General features: G+C 42.5%; 23 protein-coding genes. 10 read left to right on the top strand and 13 right to left on the bottom strand.

Translation table 11 applies throughout. The features are described 5' to 3' along the window. Window positions 1–4: 4 nt before the first annotated feature. The 3 genes from KO533_RS07295 to hemH all read left to right on the top strand — a co-directional run bounded on the left by KO533_RS07295 (window position 5) and on the right by hemH (window position 2,889). On the top strand, window positions 5–1,117 hold the full coding sequence (locus KO533_RS07295; RefSeq protein WP_028761282.1) for a PilT/PilU family type 4a pilus ATPase: 1,113 nt from the start codon (window positions 5–7) through the stop codon (window positions 1,115–1,117). A gap of 186 nt (window positions 1,118–1,303) precedes the next feature. After that, the gene (locus KO533_RS07290) at window positions 1,304–1,843 is read left to right on the top strand and encodes a glutathione peroxidase (protein ID WP_219253470.1); all 540 of its coding nucleotides are present in this window, start codon (window positions 1,304–1,306) and stop codon (window positions 1,841–1,843) included. A gap of 32 nt (window positions 1,844–1,875) precedes the next feature. Then, window positions 1,876–2,889 (top strand): ferrochelatase, encoded by a 1,014-nt coding sequence (gene hemH / locus KO533_RS07285; RefSeq protein WP_219253468.1) that lies wholly within the window; start codon window positions 1,876–1,878, stop codon window positions 2,887–2,889. Between the two features lie 87 nt (window positions 2,890–2,976). On the opposite strand, the gene ruvX is transcribed toward hemH, so the two are convergent. From ruvX to KO533_RS07265, 4 genes are all read right to left on the bottom strand, one after another. After that, the gene (ruvX, locus tag KO533_RS07280; protein WP_028761279.1) at window positions 2,977–3,402 is read right to left on the bottom strand and encodes a Holliday junction resolvase RuvX; all 426 of its coding nucleotides are present in this window, start codon (window positions 3,400–3,402) and stop codon (window positions 2,977–2,979) included. A 29-nt stretch (window positions 3,403–3,431) separates the two neighbouring features. Next, window positions 3,432–3,995 (bottom strand): YqgE/AlgH family protein, encoded by a 564-nt coding sequence (locus KO533_RS07275; RefSeq protein ID WP_173243658.1) that lies wholly within the window; start codon window positions 3,993–3,995, stop codon window positions 3,432–3,434. 66 nt (window positions 3,996–4,061) lie between these two features. Further along, window positions 4,062–4,391, bottom strand: coding sequence for a stress response translation initiation inhibitor YciH (yciH, locus tag KO533_RS07270; protein ID WP_219253466.1), 330 nt, complete (start codon window positions 4,389–4,391; stop codon window positions 4,062–4,064). 177 nt (window positions 4,392–4,568) lie between these two features. After that, window positions 4,569–4,886: a hypothetical protein gene (locus KO533_RS07265; protein WP_105253083.1), complete on the bottom strand. Its 318-nt coding sequence runs from the start codon at window positions 4,884–4,886 to the stop codon at window positions 4,569–4,571. A gap of 180 nt (window positions 4,887–5,066) precedes the next feature. Between KO533_RS07265 and KO533_RS07260 the strand changes: the two genes are divergently transcribed. Both KO533_RS07260 and KO533_RS07255 read left to right on the top strand, forming a co-directional pair. Next, window positions 5,067–5,627: a DUF4136 domain-containing protein gene (locus tag KO533_RS07260; protein ID WP_028761276.1), complete on the top strand. Its 561-nt coding sequence runs from the start codon at window positions 5,067–5,069 to the stop codon at window positions 5,625–5,627. Between the two features lie 361 nt (window positions 5,628–5,988). Beyond that, window positions 5,989–6,630, top strand: coding sequence for a trimeric intracellular cation channel family protein (locus tag KO533_RS07255; protein WP_028761275.1), 642 nt, complete (start codon window positions 5,989–5,991; stop codon window positions 6,628–6,630). Between the two features lie 75 nt (window positions 6,631–6,705). Here KO533_RS07255 and tpx read toward each other — a convergent pair whose 3' ends face one another. From tpx to KO533_RS07240, 3 genes are all read right to left on the bottom strand, one after another. Then, window positions 6,706–7,299, bottom strand: coding sequence for a thiol peroxidase (tpx, locus tag KO533_RS07250; protein ID WP_219253464.1), 594 nt, complete (start codon window positions 7,297–7,299; stop codon window positions 6,706–6,708). A 124-nt stretch (window positions 7,300–7,423) separates the two neighbouring features. After that, a complete protein-coding gene (locus KO533_RS07245) occupies window positions 7,424–8,251 on the bottom strand; it encodes a mechanosensitive ion channel domain-containing protein (protein ID WP_028761273.1) in 828 nt (275 codons plus the stop codon). Window positions 8,252–8,283: 32 nt separating this feature from the next. Continuing rightward, window positions 8,284–8,874 (bottom strand): OmpA family protein, encoded by a 591-nt coding sequence (locus KO533_RS07240; RefSeq protein WP_219253462.1) that lies wholly within the window; start codon window positions 8,872–8,874, stop codon window positions 8,284–8,286. Between the two features lie 343 nt (window positions 8,875–9,217). Here KO533_RS07240 and ltaE point away from each other — a divergent pair, with 343 nt between their 5' ends. Both ltaE and KO533_RS07230 read left to right on the top strand, forming a co-directional pair. Then, the gene (gene ltaE / locus KO533_RS07235) at window positions 9,218–10,231 is read left to right on the top strand and encodes a low-specificity L-threonine aldolase (protein WP_219233945.1); all 1,014 of its coding nucleotides are present in this window, start codon (window positions 9,218–9,220) and stop codon (window positions 10,229–10,231) included. A 194-nt stretch (window positions 10,232–10,425) separates the two neighbouring features. Next, window positions 10,426–11,901, top strand: a complete 1,476-nt coding sequence (locus KO533_RS07230; RefSeq protein ID WP_113939427.1) for an HDOD domain-containing protein — start codon at window positions 10,426–10,428, stop codon at window positions 11,899–11,901. Between the two features lie 98 nt (window positions 11,902–11,999). On the opposite strand, the gene KO533_RS07225 is transcribed toward KO533_RS07230, so the two are convergent. From KO533_RS07225 to KO533_RS07200, 6 genes are all read right to left on the bottom strand, one after another. Continuing rightward, complete coding sequence (locus tag KO533_RS07225; RefSeq protein WP_219253460.1) at window positions 12,000–12,548, bottom strand: nuclear transport factor 2 family protein; 549 nt, start codon at window positions 12,546–12,548, stop codon at window positions 12,000–12,002. Window positions 12,549–12,571: 23 nt separating this feature from the next. Next, window positions 12,572–13,396 carry a M90 family metallopeptidase gene (locus tag KO533_RS07220; RefSeq protein ID WP_219253459.1) on the bottom strand — a complete coding sequence of 275 codons (825 nt, stop codon included), beginning with the start codon at window positions 13,394–13,396 and terminating at the stop codon, window positions 12,572–12,574. Window positions 13,397–13,505: 109 nt separating this feature from the next. Beyond that, on the bottom strand, window positions 13,506–15,245 hold the full coding sequence (locus tag KO533_RS07215; protein ID WP_219253457.1) for a GGDEF domain-containing protein: 1,740 nt from the start codon (window positions 15,243–15,245) through the stop codon (window positions 13,506–13,508). After that, a complete protein-coding gene (locus KO533_RS07210) occupies window positions 15,232–16,635 on the bottom strand; it encodes an extracellular solute-binding protein (RefSeq protein WP_219253486.1) in 1,404 nt (467 codons plus the stop codon). The genes KO533_RS07215 and KO533_RS07210 overlap by 14 nt, the downstream gene beginning before the upstream one ends. Window positions 16,636–16,884: 249 nt before the next feature. Continuing rightward, window positions 16,885–17,346: a CopG family transcriptional regulator gene (locus tag KO533_RS07205; protein ID WP_219253456.1), complete on the bottom strand. Its 462-nt coding sequence runs from the start codon at window positions 17,344–17,346 to the stop codon at window positions 16,885–16,887. Further along, window positions 17,306–18,112: an AAA family ATPase gene (locus tag KO533_RS07200; RefSeq protein ID WP_219233950.1), complete on the bottom strand. Its 807-nt coding sequence runs from the start codon at window positions 18,110–18,112 to the stop codon at window positions 17,306–17,308. The genes KO533_RS07205 and KO533_RS07200 overlap by 41 nt, the downstream gene beginning before the upstream one ends. 527 nt (window positions 18,113–18,639) lie before the next feature. Here KO533_RS07200 and KO533_RS07195 point away from each other — a divergent pair. From KO533_RS07195 to KO533_RS07185, 3 genes are all read left to right on the top strand, one after another. After that, complete coding sequence (locus KO533_RS07195) at window positions 18,640–19,110, top strand: GNAT family N-acetyltransferase (RefSeq protein WP_105251887.1); 471 nt, start codon at window positions 18,640–18,642, stop codon at window positions 19,108–19,110. Window positions 19,111–19,261: 151 nt separating this feature from the next. After that, window positions 19,262–19,471 (top strand): DUF3820 family protein, encoded by a 210-nt coding sequence (locus tag KO533_RS07190; protein ID WP_006082494.1) that lies wholly within the window; start codon window positions 19,262–19,264, stop codon window positions 19,469–19,471. Window positions 19,472–19,596: 125 nt separating this feature from the next. After that, window positions 19,597–19,899: a hypothetical protein gene (locus tag KO533_RS07185; protein WP_006082493.1), complete on the top strand. Its 303-nt coding sequence runs from the start codon at window positions 19,597–19,599 to the stop codon at window positions 19,897–19,899. The last annotated feature ends 166 nt before the right edge of the window (window positions 19,900–20,065 follow it).

The raw sequence follows: 20,065 nt of genomic DNA, 5'->3' as shown, positions 1-20,065 counted from the left end.
TATGATGGATGTTCGTCCGTTTTTAAAAGTGATAGTGGAACGCAAAGCCTCCGACTTGTTCATCACAGCGGGTTTTCCGCCGAGTGCCAAGATTGACGGTGAATTGCGTCCCTTGGCAGAAAGTGCGTTTACACCAGCACAATCCCTGGATTTTGTTGAGTCGTTAATGACTGAGGCTCAGAAGCAAGAGTTTCATTCCACTCGTGAGTGTAACTTCGCTTTTGCGGCAAAGGATTTAGGTCGTTTTCGGGTGAGCGCTTTTTGGCAGCGTGAATCGCCTGGCTGCGTGATGCGCCGTATTGAGACTAAAATCCCTGATGTCGATGATTTAAAATTGCCGCCTATTCTAAAAGATCTGGTGATGAGTAAACGTGGCCTCATCATTATGGTAGGCGGAACGGGAACGGGTAAGTCAACGTCCTTGGCGGCCTTGGTGGGTTATCGCAATGGTCATGCTCGTGGGCATATTTTGACTATTGAAGATCCGGTTGAATTCGTTCATGACCACAGAAAAAGCATTATCACCCAGCGTGAAGTGGGCATAGATACTGAATCTTTCGATGCGGCGCTAAAAAGCTCCCTTCGCCAAGCTCCCGATGTGATCTTGATTGGTGAAATCCGTACCCAAGAGACGATGGAGTTTGCGCTGTCATTTGCGGAGACGGGTCACCTTTGTATGGCAACCTTGCATGCCAACAACGCCAACCAAGCGTTAGACCGGATTATGCATCTCGTGCCTGAGAGTAAGCATCAACAGTTATTGTTCGATTTATCATTGAATTTACGCGGTATTGTGGCGCAGCAATTGATACCGAAAGTCGATGGCACTGGGCGTCGCGCCGCGATTGAAGTATTGATTAACACCCCAAGGGTGGCGAGTTTAATTGCGAAGAACGAGCTGCATTTACTCAAAGAAACCATGGCAAAATCCAACGAGCAGGGCATGCAGACGTTCGATCAGGCCTTGCTGAAACTTTATGTCGATGGCGAGATTAGTTACGCCGATGCGCTGCACCATGCTGATTCACCAAACGATTTACGTTTGATGATTAAATTGCAGAATAAAGAATCCACGGGCTCAGGTTTTATGGAAGGTGTCACCTTAGACATGGACTAACGCGATAGTCAGGTTCTGGGTTAGGCAGTTCTTTATGGGCTGCTTTTTGTTTGTGTATTAGATTTTCGTTCAGCTCAATCGGTTCTACTTCATCGCTATGTTGCCATTATCCATAGCTTTTATTTTTTAATTCAATATGATCTTTACCTAGTGCGTTTGCGTAATGTACTGGTAAAGGAGAAAGCAATGAAAAAATTACCCATGATATTCGCTATGACAGCGAGCTTTATGAGTGTTGGCGCTATGGCTGCTACTTGTCCCGAGTATCTGAACCTTGAAGTACGAAAATTACATTCTGAAGAGACAGTTAATCTGTGTGAATTGACTCAGGGAAAACCAGTGTTGATTGTTAACACGGCCAGTAACTGTGGTTACACCCCGCAGTTTAAAGCGCTCGAAAAATTGCATGAAAACTACAAAGATAAAGGCTTAGTGGTCATTGGTTTCCCATCGGATGATTTTTTCCAAGAAGAAAATGATGAGAAAGATACGGCTAAGGTGTGTTACATCAATTACGGTGTCACCTTTACTATGCTGTCGACATCGCCAGTACGTGGTAGTGACGCTAATAGTGTCTTCAAATACTTAGCCGAAAAAACCGGTGCGCCTAAGTGGAATTTTTATAAGTATGTCGTCAGCGGTGATGGCGCGGTTGTGCAACAGTTCAATTCTAAAGTGAAGCCAGATAGTGAAGAGCTTAAGCAAGCGATAGAATCTGTACTTTAATCTTACGAATATTTATTAATTAAGAGGCTGTTTTGGCTAAATTTTCAGGCTTATCCAAAGAAGTTGGACACGGGCAGCGCGGCAAAGTAGGCGTGTTGTTGTTGAATTTAGGTACTCCAGATGAACCCACAGCATCTGCTGTTAGACGTTATCTTGCAGAGTTTTTAGCGGATCCCCGAGTCGTCGAAATTCCTAAGCTAGTGTGGATGTTGATTTTACACGGGATTATTTTGAGGGTACGGCCTGCAAAATCGGCAGCGTTATACCAAAAGGTATGGACTGCGGCAGGTTCTCCGTTGATGGACATTAGTTTGCGTCAAACCGCAAAGTTAGCGGATAAGCTTAAAGCTGATAACCATGATGTTTCTGTGCATTTAGCCATGCGTTATGGCAGTCCATCGGTCGCCAGTACATTGCAAACTATGCATCAAAATGGCATTGATAAAATCGTGGTGTTACCTTTATATCCCCAATATGCGGCCCCAACCACAGGTTCTGCATTTGATGCGATTGCGGCTGAGTTGTCCAAGTGGCGCTATATTCCAGCACTGCATTTTATTAATACTTATCATGACAATGCTGACTTTATTAACGCGTTAGCTAATTCGATCACGGCTGATTTTGAAGCCCATGGTAAACCGCAAAAATTGGTGTTGTCTTACCATGGTATGCCTGAGCGTAATTTGCATTTAGGCGATCCTTATTACTGCTTCTGTATGAAAACGACTCGACTTGTCACCGAAAAACTTGGGTTAGGTAAAGATGAGTTTGTCATGACTTTCCAATCGCGTTTCGGTAAAGCCAAATGGCTACAACCTTATACCGATGCGACTTTGAAAGCGTTGCCGCAACAAGGCGTGCGTGATATTGCTATCGTCTGCCCAGCTTTTAGCGCTGATTGTTTAGAAACGCTGGAAGAAATTGTTGGTGAGAATGGTCATCTCTTTGCCGAGGCGGGTGGTGAGAAGTTCCGTTACATCGCTGCACTAAACGATGATGATGCACACATTACTATGATGGCCAACTTAGTGAAGCCACATTTTTGATCCGGTAATTTATCTGGTTAAACATCAAACTAAAAGGATAAGGCAACTTATCCTTTTCTTTTTTTTGTAGTTTTATTTATTGTGGCATTACTTGCTGAAGTTATTTTCGAAGTAGCTTTCGATGATAAGGACTGCCGACACCGCATCGACTTGACCTTTGGTCAGCGCCTTAAACCCGCCCAATTCGAATAATCTGGCCTTAGCATCAGTGGTAGTTAATCGCTCATCTTGAGTGGCTATTTTGACTTTGAACTTAGCATTGATGCGGTTCGCAAATTTACGCGCCCTGTGGGTCATATCTTGCTCTGTGCCATCCATATTTAAAGGCAGACCAACGACGACTAAGTCAGGTTGCCACTCTTTGATTAAGTCGCCTATCTGATCCCAATTTGGGATACCATCGACGGCCTTGAGTGATAATAATGGTGTGGCGCTGGCGGTGATCTCTTGGCCTATAGCCACACCAATGCTCTTAGTGCCAAAATCAAAGCCTAATACGGTTTTCGAATTCATAGTGTGCGGACTTATATTAATAAATAGGCTTAAGCGTGACCCGCTTGAGCTGAAACTTGCCAAGCATCAAATCCGAGAGCACGGCTGGCCTGTGGCCAACGGTCTTCGTGTTTAATGTCAAACAAGAGCGCATTCGTTGCTGGAATTGTGAGCCAAGAATTATCGGCAAGCTCTTGTTCGAGCTGATCTTTACTCCATCCAGCATAACCTAATGCGACGAGAAACTTCTCGGGCGATCTGTTGCTTCCAATCGCGGTTAACACATCACGTGAAGTGGTTAGCATTAAACCACAACCCAGATCTGTGCTATTGGCCCAATAGGGCTGAGAGGTATGCAGCACAAAGCCACGATCTTGGGAAACGGGGCCGCCCATCATGACATTGGCATTGAGCACTAAATCCGCGGAGACTTGCTCTGCCGGCAAATCCATTTGTTCTAATAGCGAATTAACTTCGATACCGAGCGGTTTATTGATCACCAGCCCCATGGCGCCTTTGGCATCATGTTCACAGATATAAATGACTGAGCGTTCAAAAAACGTACCGTGTAGTGAGGGCATCGCAATTAAGAAATGGTTCTGCAAACTCTCCATTAAACTACTCCGTTTGATGTGGCTAAGTTGATCTAGCTTGCTGCTATATTGCTAAGTCGGGCGAGATTAACCGCCAGCTAATTTAACTTTGTAGTTCTGCTTCTCAAGCAATAGCTTTAATTGCTCGCGGTTATCGGTTTGGACCTCAATAGTGAAATCTTTAACCGTACCACCACAACCGCATTGTTTTTTAAGGGTTTGAGCCATTGCTTTTAACGCGGTTTCATCGAGACCTAGGCCTGAGATAATCGAAACGCCTTTGCCTTTGCGGCCCTTACTGTCTCTATGGATCCTGACTATACCGTCGGATTCAGGAATCACTTTAGTGACGGGCTCTGCATTAATACGGCCTTTGTCGGTGCTGTACACTAAGGATACATTAGGATCTGCTTTCATAGATTTCATTCATTGGTGTTAAAAGATGACTTATACCCGTTCAGTTTATCAAATTTGCAGGGGTTCTGGGAGGTAAAAAAAGACCACTTGAGGATTATCCTTAAGTGGTCTGAACAAAATGCTAACTCTTTGCAGGGAAGTAAGCATATTTTTGAAAAGTAAGCTTAAAGCTCAGGATTAATTCATTCGCATGAATACCATGGCTATCAGCGCCACAGCGGTGAGTAATGCACTGGGCATAATAAATTTATGTAACTTAGGTAATGCAATTAAGCAGGCTGTTGTAACAAAACCAAATGCGGCGACTGTGGCATAGTTAGTGCCATTAGCAATGGTATCAATAACCAACCAGCCAAGGACTAGGAGGGGTAATATCAGTAAACTGGTAGGCAAATGACGTTTAATTTTGGCGTTATTCGCCTCGAGAGAAATTTTTTCTGGTGCAAGGAAAAAAATGGCAGATGCAACCATAAACGCGCTAATAAACCAGTACATTTCAACACCTCCCTTAAATCTCAATTGATAATCATTATCATCTTTGGCTTTGCTGAAGTCAAGCTGAATGAGATGCTGCTTTTTAATCAATTGAGTTGTAGATTAGGCTGTTGCTCTGTAAGCTAAATTCATATCTCTGATACTTGTCTTTGTTCGGGTCGAACATCTGAGGAAATTAAGATGAAAAATATTTTTGTAGCATTAGCTGTGTTGGCACTCAGTGCCTGTAGTTCGATGAAGTCAGGTTGGGATTTTGATCCTAGCGCCAATTTTACCCAATATAAAACCTATGCTTGGGTTGCTCAGAAAACGGATTCTGCTGGATATCATTTGGATGGCTTGATGGACCAACGGGTCAGAGAAGCGGTGAATAGCCAGTTAGCGAGTAAGGGGATGACATTAGTTGATGCAAAAGATGCTGATGTACTTGTTAATTATCTGACCAAAGTTGATAAGAAGATTAATGTTGATACCTTCAATAGTAATTTTGGCTACAACCCATACTATGGTCCAGGATGGGGTTGGGGCGGCAATATGCAGACCCAAACCACAGTAAGAGAATATGAAGTCGGCACCCTGATTATTGATTTGGTTGATAATAAAACCACTAAACTGATCTGGCGCGGTTCTGTTGCCGATACCATTCGCGACAAAAATACCCCAGAAGAAAGAGTACAGATCATCAATCAAGCTGTGGGCAGTGTGATGGCAAATTATCCCCCTAAGCCTGACACTAAGTAGTCCTGACTCAGTTTGAATAAAAATTAAGCGGCCTGAGGGCCGCTTTTTTGTGGCTGATTTTTATGCGTTTTGCCCATTCGATTAGATGATCTGCAGTTATTTATCATCTGATTGGATTTACGTTATTAATACTTATTAAAAATTCTATTTTCATAGATGACAATGTGAAGGTAACATTTTTATAACTGACTATTTTGTATAATATTTATCCTATAACATTAATAATGTAATAGGAGTCTGCATCAGATTATTAGTAAGATGATGAATTAATTTTTCTAATGATGAATTCAAAATAAAATCATTATAGAACTGAGAGGTTATCAGGCAGAATCAATTCTTTGAGTTGTTGGTAGTTGCAAAGATGCATGAGACGCAGATTATTGGATTACTTTGGCTGATTGGGATTATTGCCGAGGCGATGACGGGCGCTCTGGCGGCTGGCCGCAAGCAGATGGATTTGTTTGGTGTGGTGATCATTGGCTGCGCAACGGCAATTGGTGGCGGTACACTAAGGGATATGATGCTCGGAAATTACCCCTTAATTTGGGTTGAGCATGTGCATTACCTTATTGCGATTGCATTCGCTTCTTTGCTCACTGTCGCTATCGCCCCTGTGATGCGTTATCTGTCTAAGTTATTTTTGGCTATTGATGCCTTAGGCTTAGCCGTATTCTCCATCGTGGGCGCACAAAAGACGTTAATGCTGGGATTTAGCCCAACAATTGCCGTAGTCATGGGATTGGTCACAGGTGTCTTTGGTGGCGTTATCCGCGATATTCTGTGTAACCAAGTGCCTTTGATTTTTAAGAAAGAACTCTATGCGGTGATTTCACTACTGACCGCAGGTTTGTATATCGTCTTAAAAGCCTATCAGTTAACGGAATGGATTAATCTGGTTATTTGTCTAAGCGTTGGTTTTAGCTTACGGATGTTGGCGCTGCGATATCATTGGTCTATGCCGACCTTTGACTACCAATCCAGTGGCGATCAGCATACACATTAAATCGTAAAACCAAATCGTAGAAATAGAACCGTTAAACAAAAGGGCAGCTAAGACTGCCCTGTTTTTAGCTGTGAATTACTGCTGGGCTTGAAGGTTTTTTAAGGCTTCAAGCGCTGCATCATAGTTAGGATGCTCTGTGATGTTTGGTACTAACTCTTGGTATTGGAGCTTACCTTCTGCATCTATTATGAAAATGGCTCTAGCCAGCAAGCCGTAATCTTGAATTAACAAACCATACTTTTCACCAAAATCACGCCACACGCTATCTGATAGCACTTTGATTTTATCTACGTTTTCCACTTTACAGAAACGCTTCTGTGCGAAGGGTAAATCGGTACTGATCGTTAGCATGATGACGTCATCGGAAAAATGGCCAACTTCGCTGTTGAAGCGCTTCGTCTGCAGTGCGCAAACACCTGTATCTAGGCTTGGCACGGCACTTATCAGTACAGTTTTACCCTTAAAATCACTTAGCATCACTGGCGTGAAATGCTCATCAACGACTTTAAACCCCGGCGCCATTTGCGACAATTTTGGTCTTTTCCCTTCCAAGGTGACTGTTTTTTCACCCATTAAAACCTGTGTTTTCTCACTGGCGAGTGTATTGGGGCTCATCAGAACTAGGCTATAAATACAGCTTGCGGCTAAAAATGAAACATATTTTTGCATTGGATTTCCTCACACATGAATATCTGTGCCTTCGCTAATATCTGTCCATTAAGGTACGCTAAAATGATGCGTAGAACCATAAAAAAAGGTCGGTAATTACCGACCTTTTTTTATCCATTAATTGTTATTTGCTTAGCGGTAATTCTTTGACATGGATATCCATTTGTGGGAATGGAATACCGATATCTGCAGCGTCTAATGCATTTTTTATTTGCTCAAGCAGTTGGAAACGTGCAGTCCAATAATCAGATGTTTTTACCCAAGGACGAACCACGAAATTGATTGAAGAGCTAGCCAATTCAGAAAGTCCAACTGTATATGCTGGATCTTTTAACACATACTGGTTGTTATCTAAAATATCGGTCAATACTTTTTTAGTGAGTGCGATATCGGCGGAATAAGATACGCCAATCACTAAATCGATACGACGACTATCCATCGCTGAGTAGTTAGTGATAGTGCCATTCATGATAGATGAGTTTGGCGCTACGATAACTTTATTATCAGGAGTGCGAAGCTTGGTTGAGAATATGGTTATTTCATCAACAGTGCCGGCGATACCTGCAGCTTCAATATAGTCACCTACGCGGCAAGGGCGGAATAACACCATTAATACACCCGATGCAAAATTAGACAGAGAACCTTGTAGCGCTAAGCCTATTGCTAAACCTGCAGCACCGATAACGGCTACCAGTGATGCGGTTTGTACGCCAATTTGGCCTAACGTAGCAATAACCGCGAAAACAAATACCACTGCCCAAGCGAGGTTTGCGACAAATGAAACGACTGTCGGATCAACTTTACGGCTGTTAAGTAATTTACGAACAAGCTTCTGCGCTACGCCTGCAAAGTATTTACCAACAAAGAAGATGATAATGGCGAATAATGTTTTTAAGCCATAAGTCACAATCAGATCTGGTGCTTGCTTTAATAAACCTTCGAGGTTTTCCATTGAATAACTCCCTAAATATACGCTAACAAAAACTATTTATTATTGACGATAAATTCTACTCGCCGATTTAAACTGCGCCCTTCGCTAGAACGGTTGTCCGCTACAGGTTCAGATATACCTTTACCTATTACGGTAAAGCGATTTGGATTAAAGCCATAATCTTCAACCAAAATACGTTTTACATTTTGAGCCCGTTGAAGTGATAGTTGATAATTAAACTCTGGTGTACCAACGATATCTGTGTGGCCTACTAAGGTTAATTCAGCATCATTTGTTTCTAAGAATGCTTTTACTAAGGCTAAAGTTTTCCATTGAGAAAAGTCAACCTCGGCAATGGCAAATTCAAAATACACCATAGCTGCAGAAATATTATGACAATCTGTGTTTAACTCAGCATTTGAATGACTCATATCGCAAACTGGTGATGCAGTTATTTCCACAGCGGCTTCTTCCACACAACCATTAGCCATAACAGGTGTATTTGGCTCTGTGTTAGGACAGGCATCTTTGATATCTGGCACTCCATCTCGGTCAGTGTCAGACCAAGCAAATACCTGTGATGTTAGGCTTAAACTTAATAGCAAAAGCGCTAGCTGAATCCATCGAGATTGGGAGTTTTTCACTACAAATCACCTATTGAACGATAAGTATTAGTCAAAATTACTAAAGCGATCGCATTGTTGTAGCATGACCATCTTAGTGTGGCATTCTAACGAGTAAGACTCTTTTCGCCAAGCTAAACGCGTACAAGCGTCCATACATCGACAGATAGATATCGGCAAGATCTTGAGTATATTTATGTTTTTATTAGTAGATGTCAGTATGTCGATACTTGCTTCAAGTATATGCGAGGTTCTACATCGGTAAATTTGTCGACAAGTATGACGATAAACTATACAAAATAAGCCTTTAGCGCTAGAGTCTTGAGCCCATTATGCGCCAACCAAACTTTAAGTTGAGGACAAGATGATAGATTTACGCAGTGATACTGTTACCCAGCCAACAGCAGCCATGCGGTTAGCCATGTCCAGAGCCGAAGTGGGTGATGATGTTTACGGTGATGACCCTACGGTAAATAGTTTGCAGGATATGGCTGCGGAGATGTTTGGCTTTGAAAGTGCATTATTTACCTGTTCGGGTACTCAAGCAAATTTATTGGCTTTGATGGCCCATTGTGATCGTGGAGATGAGTACCTGTGCGGTCAGCAGGCTCACAATTATAAGTTCGAGGGCGGCGGCGCCGCTGTCCTAGGCAGCATTCAACCTCAACCTTTAATGAATCAATTAGATGGCACTATTGCATTAGCTGACATTGAAGCCGCAATTAAGCCTGATGATATCCATTTTGCTCGTACTCGTTTGCTTAGTTTAGAGAATACGATTGGCGGTAAGGTTCTCCCGCAAAGCTATTTGGCGGATGCGCAGGCATTAGCCTTTAATCGCGGATTAAAAATTCATTTAGACGGTGCGCGAGTTGCCAATGCTGCGGTGGCGCAGAATATCGCGATAAGTGATATCACGGCGCACTTTGATTCAGTGTCGATTTGTTTATCCAAAGGATTATGTGCGCCAGTCGGCTCATTACTCTTAGGTGATGAACGCTTGATTAAGAAAGCCATTCGTTGGCGTAAAATGCTTGGTGGTGGCATGCGTCAAGCTGGGATACTTGCCGCTGCGGGTAAGCTTGCTTTAACTGAGCAAGTACAACGGCTTAGTGATGATCATGACAATGCGGCGTACTTAGCTCGGCAGTTGGCAGAATTCAGTGAGTTCGACGTCAATTTAGCCGCAGTACAAACTAATATGTTATTTGTTACATTAGCATCCCATATTGATGCGAACTTATTGGCTAAACACTGTCGAGCGGAAGGCATCCTGATAAGCCCAGGGCGTACGCTTCGGCTTGTGACTCATAAAGATGTCAGCCGTCAGGACATAGATAAAGTGTTGCGTGTTGTTAAGCAGTACCTCAAAGCCTAAGTGTGGATTGATTTCCGGTTTTACTGAAATGCCCGAGCTTTGTCTTGGGCATTTTTATAGGCAGATATTGCTTAATGTTGAATTATTAAGCAATTAATGAATGATTTGCTAAAACAAGCTTTAGACAACAGGCGAAATGTTTGCGTTTATCTATACTAAAAACAACAAGATTATATCGCTAAGGTAACTTTAGGTTGAAGCCTAATAACAATACTAATAAAGGGGTCGATTATTGGACAAATCGGATCAGTGAATTGGAAATGCCAGCACTGTGTTCGACTGTTAAATCGCTAGAAAAGCTCGCCAAGGATGACGTTTCCTCTCTCGCATTACTCGGGCGTAGCGTGATGCACGATAACGCCTTAACCTCTCGTATTCTTCGAGTTGCTAATAGCGCTATTTACCATAAAGGTAGTAGCCAAATCTCTACTGTCAGCCGAGCGGCTATAGTGCTTGGTTTCGATGCGGTGCGAAATATCTGTATCACAGCCAAGTTACTCTCAAGCTTGTTAGAGAGTAAAAATTTGGCACCTAACGTATATCAAAGATTAATAAAGTTGATGGCTAAAGCATTTCAAGCAGCCATGATTGCACGGATGATGTTGAGCCATTATGATGAAGAAATGCAGGAGGAAGCTTTTATAGCCTCTTTACTGTATCACATAGGTGAGAGCGCTTTTTGGAGTATTGGTGGTGAGTTCACCGAAGAGTTAGATCTAAAACTACGTGAATGTGCAACGCCAGCAGAGGAACGAAGTATAACCCGCGAAGCCCTCGGCACTTCTTTTTCACTATTAACTCAAAGTATTGCCCGCAATTGGGGATTGGGAGAACTGTTGGTCCATGCAGTTAATAATCCTGAAGACCAAAGACCTGAAATTCGGTCTATTTTTATTGCGGATAAGCTCTGCGATATTTTATCTCAGCCTAATCTTGATAAGCAGGAATTAGGGAAACGTATCACGCAAGCGGCGAGTTTTACTGGACTAGAAGAAAATGAGTTTATGGTGCGGATGCAACGCTGCGCGAATGCGACCCATAAGTTAGCTGAAGTATATGGTGCTAAGGTGTTGCTAGACTATCTACCTGATCCTAAGCGTATGGTCACAGTTAAACCTGTTCCACTTCCCATTCCATTAGATATGCCTGTCTATCAAGTTAACTTGAATATTCAGTTAGCTAAGCTACGAGAATTAACAGGCTTCGCCATTAATAAAGCCGATTTTAACCAAATCATGCAAACGGTTCTCGAAGGTATACTTGAGGGCGTTGGCGTTGACCGGTGCGGCGTGCTGTTATTGTCACCAAGCCGTAAACAACTTCAACCTAGAGTGATATTAGGTCGTGATGCAGATGCCATTAAGCAAGAGTTTATTATCGATTTGAGCGATAGGCGGGGATTATTTTACCAAGCGATGGAGCATAAGTTACCGCTTTGGGTAGATGATCCTAGCTCTAAGAAATGGCAAGAGCAGTGTAAAGAATTACAAGCGCAACATGTGTCACGTCAAGGCTTTTTATTAGCACCATTATTAGTCGATAGTAAAGTGATCGGGTTTTATTATGCGGATAGGGGCCCTTCGGAAAGGGCATTTGAAGACGTGGATTTTCAAAGTTTCATCCACTTCTCCCAATTGGCGAATGTGTGTTTTACTGTGTCCCTGAGATAGTGAGTTTGCTTAAGTTGTTGTTTTTTATGTTTTTTCAATTTAAAGCTGTATTCTTTCGAAATTGCATTCTTTCAAACTGTATTTTTGGGAGTACTGCACTATTGTTTGTTTGCGGCTTTAATCTCGGCAGTTATTTGCTTGGCTACCTCATTAGGAATGGGAAAGCTTAAATGGTATTGCGCTATTTCCCAGTTGCCATTGGTTTTGATTAAAGTGCCAGTTCCTCGACTGACGCCATAGGCTGGACTATTTAATAACTCGTCAAACAATATGACATTGCCGTGTTGGATTAAATGACGCTCAGTTAAATCATAGCGCCAACCTTTTGTGGGGCGGGAGTAACGTTCAAATTCCGCCATTCCCCAGCGCTCACTCGCATCCGTGCCAATAAAAATGCCGTCTTTTCGGTACAGGGCAAAATATTTATCCCAATTGGCATCGCTTGAATATTGGTTGAGTAAATCTAATACGTGAGCCGCCGCTTGTTGATCAGGATTCGAAGTCGTTTGAGCGCTTTGTGTTGGCGAGTCCTGTGCCTGTACGCTTACATTAAGGCCGCCAAGCATTAACGCGCTGAGCAGTAACCCCAAGGTAGCGCGATGAATATTGGAACCTTTAACTGAGAATGCATGAGTGTCTTTGAGCATTTGCGTGCCTCTACTTTTATGGGTTAATGCCAGTTTATCGGATCGAGTTGATAAAAGCGGCTCAGTTCCCGATACAAGTCTGGGTGTTGTTGGTAAAAATCCTCTGGTTTCTCAAAAAAGACTTCGGTGATGACGGCAAAAAACTCAGCGGGATTAGTCGCACCATAATAATTAAATAATGAGGGGGTGCTAAAATTTGCACTGTGTTGTAATTGGGTAAATTCCCTACTTAGCACTTCAGACCAAGTGCTGTAGTCGGCAAAATGCTGCAGAATGGGTGCGCCATTGGCTTGGCCATCTTCTTGATCGAGCTGATGGGCAAACTCATGGATTACGACATTATTACCATCATGGGGATCGGCGGCGCCGTCTAAAGTATTTCTCCATGAGAGCACAACTTTACCGTATTCCCATGATTCCCCTGCCAGCACATTGCGTTGTTCCCACACGATACCGCTAGTGTCTTTATGTTGATTATTGACGATAAAGGCATCGGGATAGACCAAAATCTGTTTCAGTTTGGGGTAAAAGTCGGTTTTACGATTGAGTAGCAGTAGACAGGCTTGGGCTGCGATTGTGACTCTTACTTCATCCGTGATCTCAAAATTATCGCAGCCGATAAAGACTTTTTCATCGATGAAAATTTGGATATGCCGTTTGAGTTGCAGTTGTAGATCTGCGGGTAGAGCATGGAAGTAAGGCAGTCTTTTTTTGAGAATACTGCGCCATTCTTTTGGAAAAGGTTTCATCGTGACTCGTCGACGATGTAAGGTCCTGCGCCAACGACTCGACAGTAGCCAGGTAATTGCGCCAATTCCTAGGATAAGCGTGATAACAATAGCGAGCATACTTCCCTGACTTAATCCTGATTAACTTAGTATTAGCTAATGGGGGTGAAGTTAGCTTAACTCAATCCTCTGGTGAAAAAAGAAACTGAACAGTCGCCGCATTTTATGGTTAGGAATAGCGAACAGGTTGGTTTAGTCGTGTCTCTGTACGATTACGACCTGTTAGTTTGGCGTGATAGAGAGCCTCATCAGCTTGATTAATTAAGCTATTCGTATCCATAGGTTGTGATCGCTCCCAGCAAGTAATACCAGCGCTGATTGTCAGTATGCCGTCATGGGGGGAGTCTTCATGTGGTATTTTTAAACTGATGATTTTATTGCGTAATACTTCAGCAAAATGATATGCCTCCTCGAGATTGCTCGATGGTAGTACTATCATGAACTCCTCTCCGCCATAGCGGGCAAGCATGTATGTGGGTTGTTTCAAGATCGATTTGGTGGCATTCACGATTTTCTTAAGACATTGATCGCCTGCGACATGACCATACCTATCGTTAAATTGTTTAAAATTATCAATATCAAACAGAATTATACCTAGGGGCATGTTGTGGTCCCTTGCATACTCTAATTCTTTTTGGAGTTGTAAATCTAAATAGCGGCGATTATAGCAGCCAGTTAATCCGTCGGTTTCGGCCATGCCTTTAACCTGAGCTGCATAGCTTTTTAATGTCTCTAAGGAGCTCACCATTTGCTGGAGCTCTAAGTTATCAGTGACAGGCATTCTGGCGTCGAGTTTTTCATTGGCAATAGCATTCATTGCATCTCGAGTCGCCATGACAGGCTTGATGATTCCCTTAGTGATAAAGTGCCAACTGGTGAGCCAGATGAAGAAGCAATATAAGATGCCACTGCAGAAAATCAATACGATAAATGCGGTGCTATCGTTTTTAAGTTCGCGGCCTGTTTGCTGAATTTCATTTTCAACTTGGTTAACGAGATCCTGCGTATAGGTCGCAACGATTTGTGCGGCATCAGCTTGGTATTCTAAATGCGCATTGGCGATATGAGTGCTTCTAATCGCTTTGCGAGAAAGTTCAAAGAGGTTGTCTTCACCGACCATGGTCTGTTTTATTTGTGATAACAAATTCAAATATAAGTTTTTATCGCCACCGATACTATCAAGCATAGCCTCCATGCTTAACAGCAGTCGCATAGCATCTCTTTGGGTTTGGTTTAGTTCAACTAGATTGTCGATGATATTCACTTGAGTTAACTGGGTAAATAAGTGTTCTCCTAGATGACTAAATAAAGATAGCTGCTGATTGGTATTGATATTTAAAGCAATCTGGTCAACGTTTCTCAGCTTAAGCTGACGTTCAGAGTCCGTATTAATATGCTGAAATTGGGTTTGCATTTCATCGCTAAATCCCGACGCCATTGACGTTAAGTTGGCTTGAATATTGGCTGCCTGTGAATTGGCTTGTAAGGCAGTATCGGTTAACGTGTTGAGTAATGGCAGTTGTTGTAAGTAATACAGTTGAGTATCTAAGGCGTGATTTAATTCTTGCTTATTGACAGTAGAAGTTTCTATTGAGGCCAGTAGTCGTGAGTCATTGATAAGTAATTCCCATTGTGTAGAAAGTTCACCTAACAGGCTAGTTCTTTGTTTTTCATCATAATAGTTATTCAAGCGTGCAGTAATGATTTGTAGTTTTTCACTGTTTTTTGCCAGTTGCAGCGCAGTGGTGACTTTTACCACATCTACCCCGACTAAGTGTTCAATTTCTGATTTGAGTTGCTGTGACAGTAATATGGCGACAACACCATTTAATAGCGCCATGCCCACTATGATATAGAAGGCTGAGGTTATTTTTTGTTTCAAACTTTTCAGTGGTTTAGTGCTTGGCATTATTTTCTTTGTCAATAGCAGGTACCTCTCCATAGGTATTTTGGAGGTGTTTTATCTCTGCACTTAATTTAATGAAAATATCTTCACTGTTAGCGGGTCTGCGGCTTGCGCTAAAACAGGCGTGGCTGAGTTCAGGGTAAATTTGTCCCATGGCAGTACTGGTGAAATGCCCAAAGGATAAGACCTTAGTAGACCAAAACATATTGGCTATGTGGCTTGCCTCAAATGCGCCTGCTATGCCTCTTAAAGATTCATCTTTAAATTCTGGGGCTGTTACTACATCCATACGACAGGGATTACCACCCCCCATAGCATAGGCATGTTGTGCCTCATAGGTGCCCATATATTTGAGCAGCCAATAGGCAGCTTGAGGGTTTTTGCTGTCGTAGCTAACGGCAAAGGCATAAGCGCCATTGTAGGGATAACCGCCAGGCACTTGGCTTACGGCTAGACGCGCGCCGAGAATGTTCTGTTCAACTTTAAAGGATTTATACCACAGATTATTGTAGGCAAAAGGCCACATTGCCGCTTGACCTGTTGCAATAGCATTAGCTGCTTCATTGAAAGCAAACTGCTCGTTAGCGGGAACGGCATAGGGCATTAATTTGCGATATTGCTTGGCCGCTTCAATGGCTTCATGGTTGATGGTGGGCACTTCAAAATGGGAGATCTGTTTCTGGCTGTTATAGACGGGCTGCATCCAAGTGCCACCTAAGCTCCAAATCATGCTAGAGAATTCATCGTTAATATGGGGTTTATCACCCGACATTAGCGCTAGTCCGTAAAAGTCATGAGTCAGTATTTTATCCGCCAATGTAGTGCCTGCTTTACGAGTGAAGAACTGAGCTTGATCTCGTAACTCTGTTAAGGTTTTTGCTGGTGCGAGTGGATAGCCAAACTGACGCAGAAACTGAGCTTTTTCAGTTTTATTATCAAAGAGATCTGCTCGATAATGATTTCCCATAACATAATTGTTATAGGGAATAGCATGGATTTCACCTTGATAGGACAAGATGTTAAGTAGCGATGGGTAATAGGGTTCTAGGTATTTCTCCATGGCCTTTTCGCCATCGGGATCGTACAGTTTAGCGAGTTCAATTAAGGGCACTGTATAACCATTGGCAGCCCATTCTTTAGCCCAGCCCGCTTCCATTGTGAGTAAATCGTATTTGCCTGAACCTTGAAGTAAATTCTGGGTCTGTAAGTTAAACATATCCTCTAATTCAGTACTGACCACCTGCACTTTTACGCCGGTTTTTGCGGTGAATTTAGGTAACATTTCTTGGGTTAAATAGTCGGTCCAAAATCCTTTTTCAGCGACCAAAGTGATGGGGGTTTTGTTTGTTAGCGGCGGGATTTGTGCCAATGAAAATTCTGCGTAACAGGGCATCATTATCGCTGCGGTTAAACAAAGAAAAATAAATCCGATCTGTTTTAACAAAAATAACACCTTAATGTTACGTATTGACTCTGAGTTAATATCATTAATTCAGCATTATGTATATTTAAGGATAGGTGGGATCAGAACTTATGCCGCGATTTTATGATGGTTTTTATTGTGTTTTTTACTTTTTGAGTAAAAAGCCGGTAACTCGATCTTAGCTAAGTTACCGGAAAAGGGTGGGAGTAGTGCGAATCGTTAACGGTTTTGGCGTTGTTCTCGTAATTGCCTCAAGGCAATAGGTAGGTCGAAGTGTTGTTCAATCAAGAGTCGAAGCAGTTTTGATTTGGATATAGTGCTTTCTTCTGCCAGTGTAGCAAGATGGGTTATAGCCGCTTCACTGAGGGAAAATGTTGCTTTGCGATAGTGTGTTTTAGTTTCTACTTTTGCCGGAAATAATACGTCTGTTTCTAGGCTTTGGTTGTGCAAGCTCAACACATTGGAATGGCTCTGGGCCATGTGAGTTGTGATGTGATTTGCCTGTGAGCCTGTGTTTTTTGTGACAGTTGCATCTGCTTTATGATCTAGATTGCTTTTTATCTTATTCAGACTTTGTCCCATTGCGTACAAGTTTGCCGCCTCAATAAACTCATCTAACGAAAGCGAGTGCTGTAAGCTGCTAGATGACATAGCGTTTTTCTTGAGATCGCTGAGTCCCATTTTGCCCCCTTCGTTGAGTGGTCGTGTGAGTGGATTGAGTTTGATGGGTCAAATGATGATGCATTTGACTCACCCCCTGAGCGTGTATCGCGGGATGTAGGAGATTGGCTAAGCTGGCAGCACAATCGACTTGGAATAGTTCGCAGGCGATAGTGCGAATTTCTTCGGCTGCTTTTCCTGTGGGCTCGATTTCAATTACCGATAATCCTGATTCTTCACTGTCATCATAAACATTGCGACAGTAAGTTATCGCGTCAAGGACATGGATATCATAGGTTTTACAGACTTCTTTGGCCTCTAAAATTCGGTTAGCTTGATTGGGTAGACTTGGACATTGGGTGATCACAAAAGAAGCCCGTAACTTGGGATTAATCATCTTACACGTCGCGACGATATCGTCCATGTGACATACGGTTTTTAAATCGCGGCGCTTAGGTCTTAAGGGCATTAAAATGTAAGAGGCGACTGACATGGTTGCTCGTAGCGCTAGGTTATCTTGCCCACCGCAGTCGACTATGACTACATCATAGTGTTGCTCAAGACTGAGTAAGTCATTACGGATCTTACCGTAAAGTTGCACGCAATTGATGCTGGCAAGTTGCGGATTGTTGTTTCTTGCATGGATCCAATCAGAGGTAGTGCGCTGGGGATCGCAGTCCACCATAATGACCGAGGCGCTACATTCTGTAGTTAGAAATACAGCTATATTTTGGGCCAAGCAACTTTTACCGCTGCCGCCTTTTTCTCCACCGATTAAGACTATCATGACGCATTCCTTAATTCTTTTGATGACCCTTGTGCAGCGAGTTGATGTGTTTGGAGCTATCCGCATTGATGTCCGAAATCGAATGTAAACCTAATGTTAATCTCGGTCAATTGGCTGATTTTTTGACGTTTTTTAATTAAATTGTCGTAGGCGTTTTTCTGTCAGTATCTGGTCATATGCCGTTAATTTGACAAAAAAGATGAGACGAGGGATTTATAAAAATGTTTTTTTATCTTATTGGTTTTACATTGTTTTATGTGTTATCCGTCAGCTAAAAGGTTTGTTTGTGGTGATCGGTAACTGTGCATAGGACTTAGGGTGTAGTTTTTTATTTCTTCCTTGGTACAAATGTTAATTTTATATTTCTAAATGTTATTAACTGATCTGAGTAAATTATCAGCTTCTCAGTCGAAAGTGGTCTTGTTTGGTGAGGCACTTGTCATCAAACTGCCAAATGCTGGCTTTATCATCTCTATAGACTGACGTCTAAATCGCTTGAAATTTCAACCATGGAGAAGGGATGCCAAATGGATATCAAAACTATTATGCCTATTAAGTTTGAACTCGTTGAAACTGCACCGTTATTTCATGAACTACTTAATCTGCGGGCCACAGTTGGCCTCCCTTCTATTGGCGTTGAACTTGCGGATGTACAGGCATTGTTCTGGGTCTCTATTCGATTAAGTGACAAGACTGAATTGGAACATGCAGGCGCTGGGGCCGCTAAGTCTAATCTATTGGCAACGGCGTGTGTTTATGGCAACAAGCCCGGGCATTTGATGATTGAAGATTTTATTGTCTTACCCGAATACCAATCCTACGGGCTAGCAAAGATAATACTTGAGCGGGTGATGGCCTTTGTTGATGACCATGCGAGTGCGGGAACTTGTGTCAGTATGACCGCCCATGGTGAGCATGAGCGCTTATGTAGTGAATATGGTTTTCAGTATGCACCCTGCGCTAATTTAGGGCCTAATTTGTTAAAAATTATCGCTTAATATTCATGTGAGAATGCCTTTTAGGTGTTCGCTAGCGCGTATTTAAGCCCTTGGGTATATAGTTACTTTTACGTAGTTAACGGCGACATTCGTTCGCTTATGTTGTAGCATCCGTAGGATTATCGTGACGTTCTGTATGAGATAACAACCTATGGATCAGCAACTCCTTATTGATGCTGTTAATCAAAAAATGCCCTTTGGTAAGTACGCTGGACGTAAGTTGCTCGAACTACCCGAACCTTATTTGGTGTGGTTCCATAAGCAAGGTTTTCCTCAGGGGAAACTTGGTGAGCAATTAGCGCTAATGTACGAAATCAAACTTAATGGCTTAGAAGGCATGCTAAAACCTCTGTTGAAATGAGTTCCCTTCTTTTAAGAAAAATACTGCTTTTGCGATAAGTGTTGTATTTCGTGATAGAGATTAGCGATTTATTGTTTTTAGCGTGCTTTAATGCAGCATATTAGCAAAACAAAAGGAACGCAGGCATGATGGCAAAATGGGTAAAATTAGCGGCAGTAGCGACTTTAGCGTTAGGCATGTCAAGTGCTTGGGCTCAGGGTGTCACCCACGAAGGTACTGTTGTTGATACTATGAACGGTGGTGGTTACACCTACGTACAGATTAAAGAAGCTGATACCACTTTTTGGGCCGCGGGTCCTCAAACTGAAGTGAGCAAAGGCGATAAAGTGGCTGTGGTTGAGCAAATGTGGATGAACGAATTCACCAGCAAAACCTTGAACCGCACCTTTGATAAACTGTTATTTGTTGGCCAAATCGATAAGAAATAGTCAGCAGTATCGAGTGCGCTAACCTGAGCGCCTCTGTAATTCAACGGCTTCGATACTTTCGAGGCCGTTTTTGTTTTTAGCGTTCAATGCCGCTAAATCTGAGTTTGTGACTATCTCGATGGGGACAAAGGCGGCAAAATAGCGGCTATTTTTCTAGCCGTTATTA

Source organism: Shewanella sp. NKUCC05_KAH, from assembly GCF_019345585.1.
Classification (GTDB): domain Bacteria; phylum Pseudomonadota; class Gammaproteobacteria; order Enterobacterales; family Shewanellaceae; genus Shewanella; species Shewanella oncorhynchi.
Note: the sequence above shows the minus strand (reverse complement) of the source record. Positions and strands in the feature narration are given on the sequence as shown.

Excerpts from the sequence above, each read along its gene's own strand:
- KO533_RS07295 (WP_028761282.1), top strand. The coding sequence starts at position 5 with ATGGATGTTCGTCCGTTTTTAAAAGTGATAGTGGAACGCAAAGCCTCC.
- KO533_RS07290 (WP_219253470.1), top strand. The coding sequence starts at position 1,304 with ATGAAAAAATTACCCATGATATTCGCTATGACAGCGAGCTTTATGAGT.
- ruvX (WP_028761279.1), bottom strand. The coding sequence starts at position 3,402 with ATGAATTCGAAAACCGTATTAGGCTTTGATTTTGGCACTAAGAGCATT.
- KO533_RS07275 (WP_173243658.1), bottom strand. The coding sequence starts at position 3,995 with ATGGAGAGTTTGCAGAACCATTTCTTAATTGCGATGCCCTCACTACAC.
- yciH (WP_219253466.1), bottom strand. The coding sequence starts at position 4,391 with ATGAAAGCAGATCCTAATGTATCCTTAGTGTACAGCACCGACAAAGGC.
- KO533_RS07265 (WP_105253083.1), bottom strand. The coding sequence starts at position 4,886 with ATGTACTGGTTTATTAGCGCGTTTATGGTTGCATCTGCCATTTTTTTC.
- KO533_RS07260 (WP_028761276.1), top strand. The coding sequence starts at position 5,067 with ATGAAAAATATTTTTGTAGCATTAGCTGTGTTGGCACTCAGTGCCTGT.
- KO533_RS07255 (WP_028761275.1), top strand. The coding sequence starts at position 5,989 with ATGCATGAGACGCAGATTATTGGATTACTTTGGCTGATTGGGATTATT.
- tpx (WP_219253464.1), bottom strand. The coding sequence starts at position 7,299 with ATGCAAAAATATGTTTCATTTTTAGCCGCAAGCTGTATTTATAGCCTA.
- KO533_RS07245 (WP_028761273.1), bottom strand. The coding sequence starts at position 8,251 with ATGGAAAACCTCGAAGGTTTATTAAAGCAAGCACCAGATCTGATTGTG.
- ltaE (WP_219233945.1), top strand. The coding sequence starts at position 9,218 with ATGATAGATTTACGCAGTGATACTGTTACCCAGCCAACAGCAGCCATG.
- KO533_RS07225 (WP_219253460.1), bottom strand. The coding sequence starts at position 12,548 with ATGCTCAAAGACACTCATGCATTCTCAGTTAAAGGTTCCAATATTCAT.
- KO533_RS07220 (WP_219253459.1), bottom strand. The coding sequence starts at position 13,396 with ATGCTCGCTATTGTTATCACGCTTATCCTAGGAATTGGCGCAATTACC.
- KO533_RS07215 (WP_219253457.1), bottom strand. The coding sequence starts at position 15,245 with ATGCCAAGCACTAAACCACTGAAAAGTTTGAAACAAAAAATAACCTCA.
- KO533_RS07210 (WP_219253486.1), bottom strand. The coding sequence starts at position 16,635 with ATGCCCTGTTACGCAGAATTTTCATTGGCACAAATCCCGCCGCTAACA.
- KO533_RS07205 (WP_219253456.1), bottom strand. The coding sequence starts at position 17,346 with ATGGGACTCAGCGATCTCAAGAAAAACGCTATGTCATCTAGCAGCTTA.
- KO533_RS07200 (WP_219233950.1), bottom strand. The coding sequence starts at position 18,112 with ATGATAGTCTTAATCGGTGGAGAAAAAGGCGGCAGCGGTAAAAGTTGC.
- KO533_RS07195 (WP_105251887.1), top strand. The coding sequence starts at position 18,640 with ATGGATATCAAAACTATTATGCCTATTAAGTTTGAACTCGTTGAAACT.
- KO533_RS07190 (WP_006082494.1), top strand. The coding sequence starts at position 19,262 with ATGGATCAGCAACTCCTTATTGATGCTGTTAATCAAAAAATGCCCTTT.
- KO533_RS07185 (WP_006082493.1), top strand. The coding sequence starts at position 19,597 with ATGATGGCAAAATGGGTAAAATTAGCGGCAGTAGCGACTTTAGCGTTA.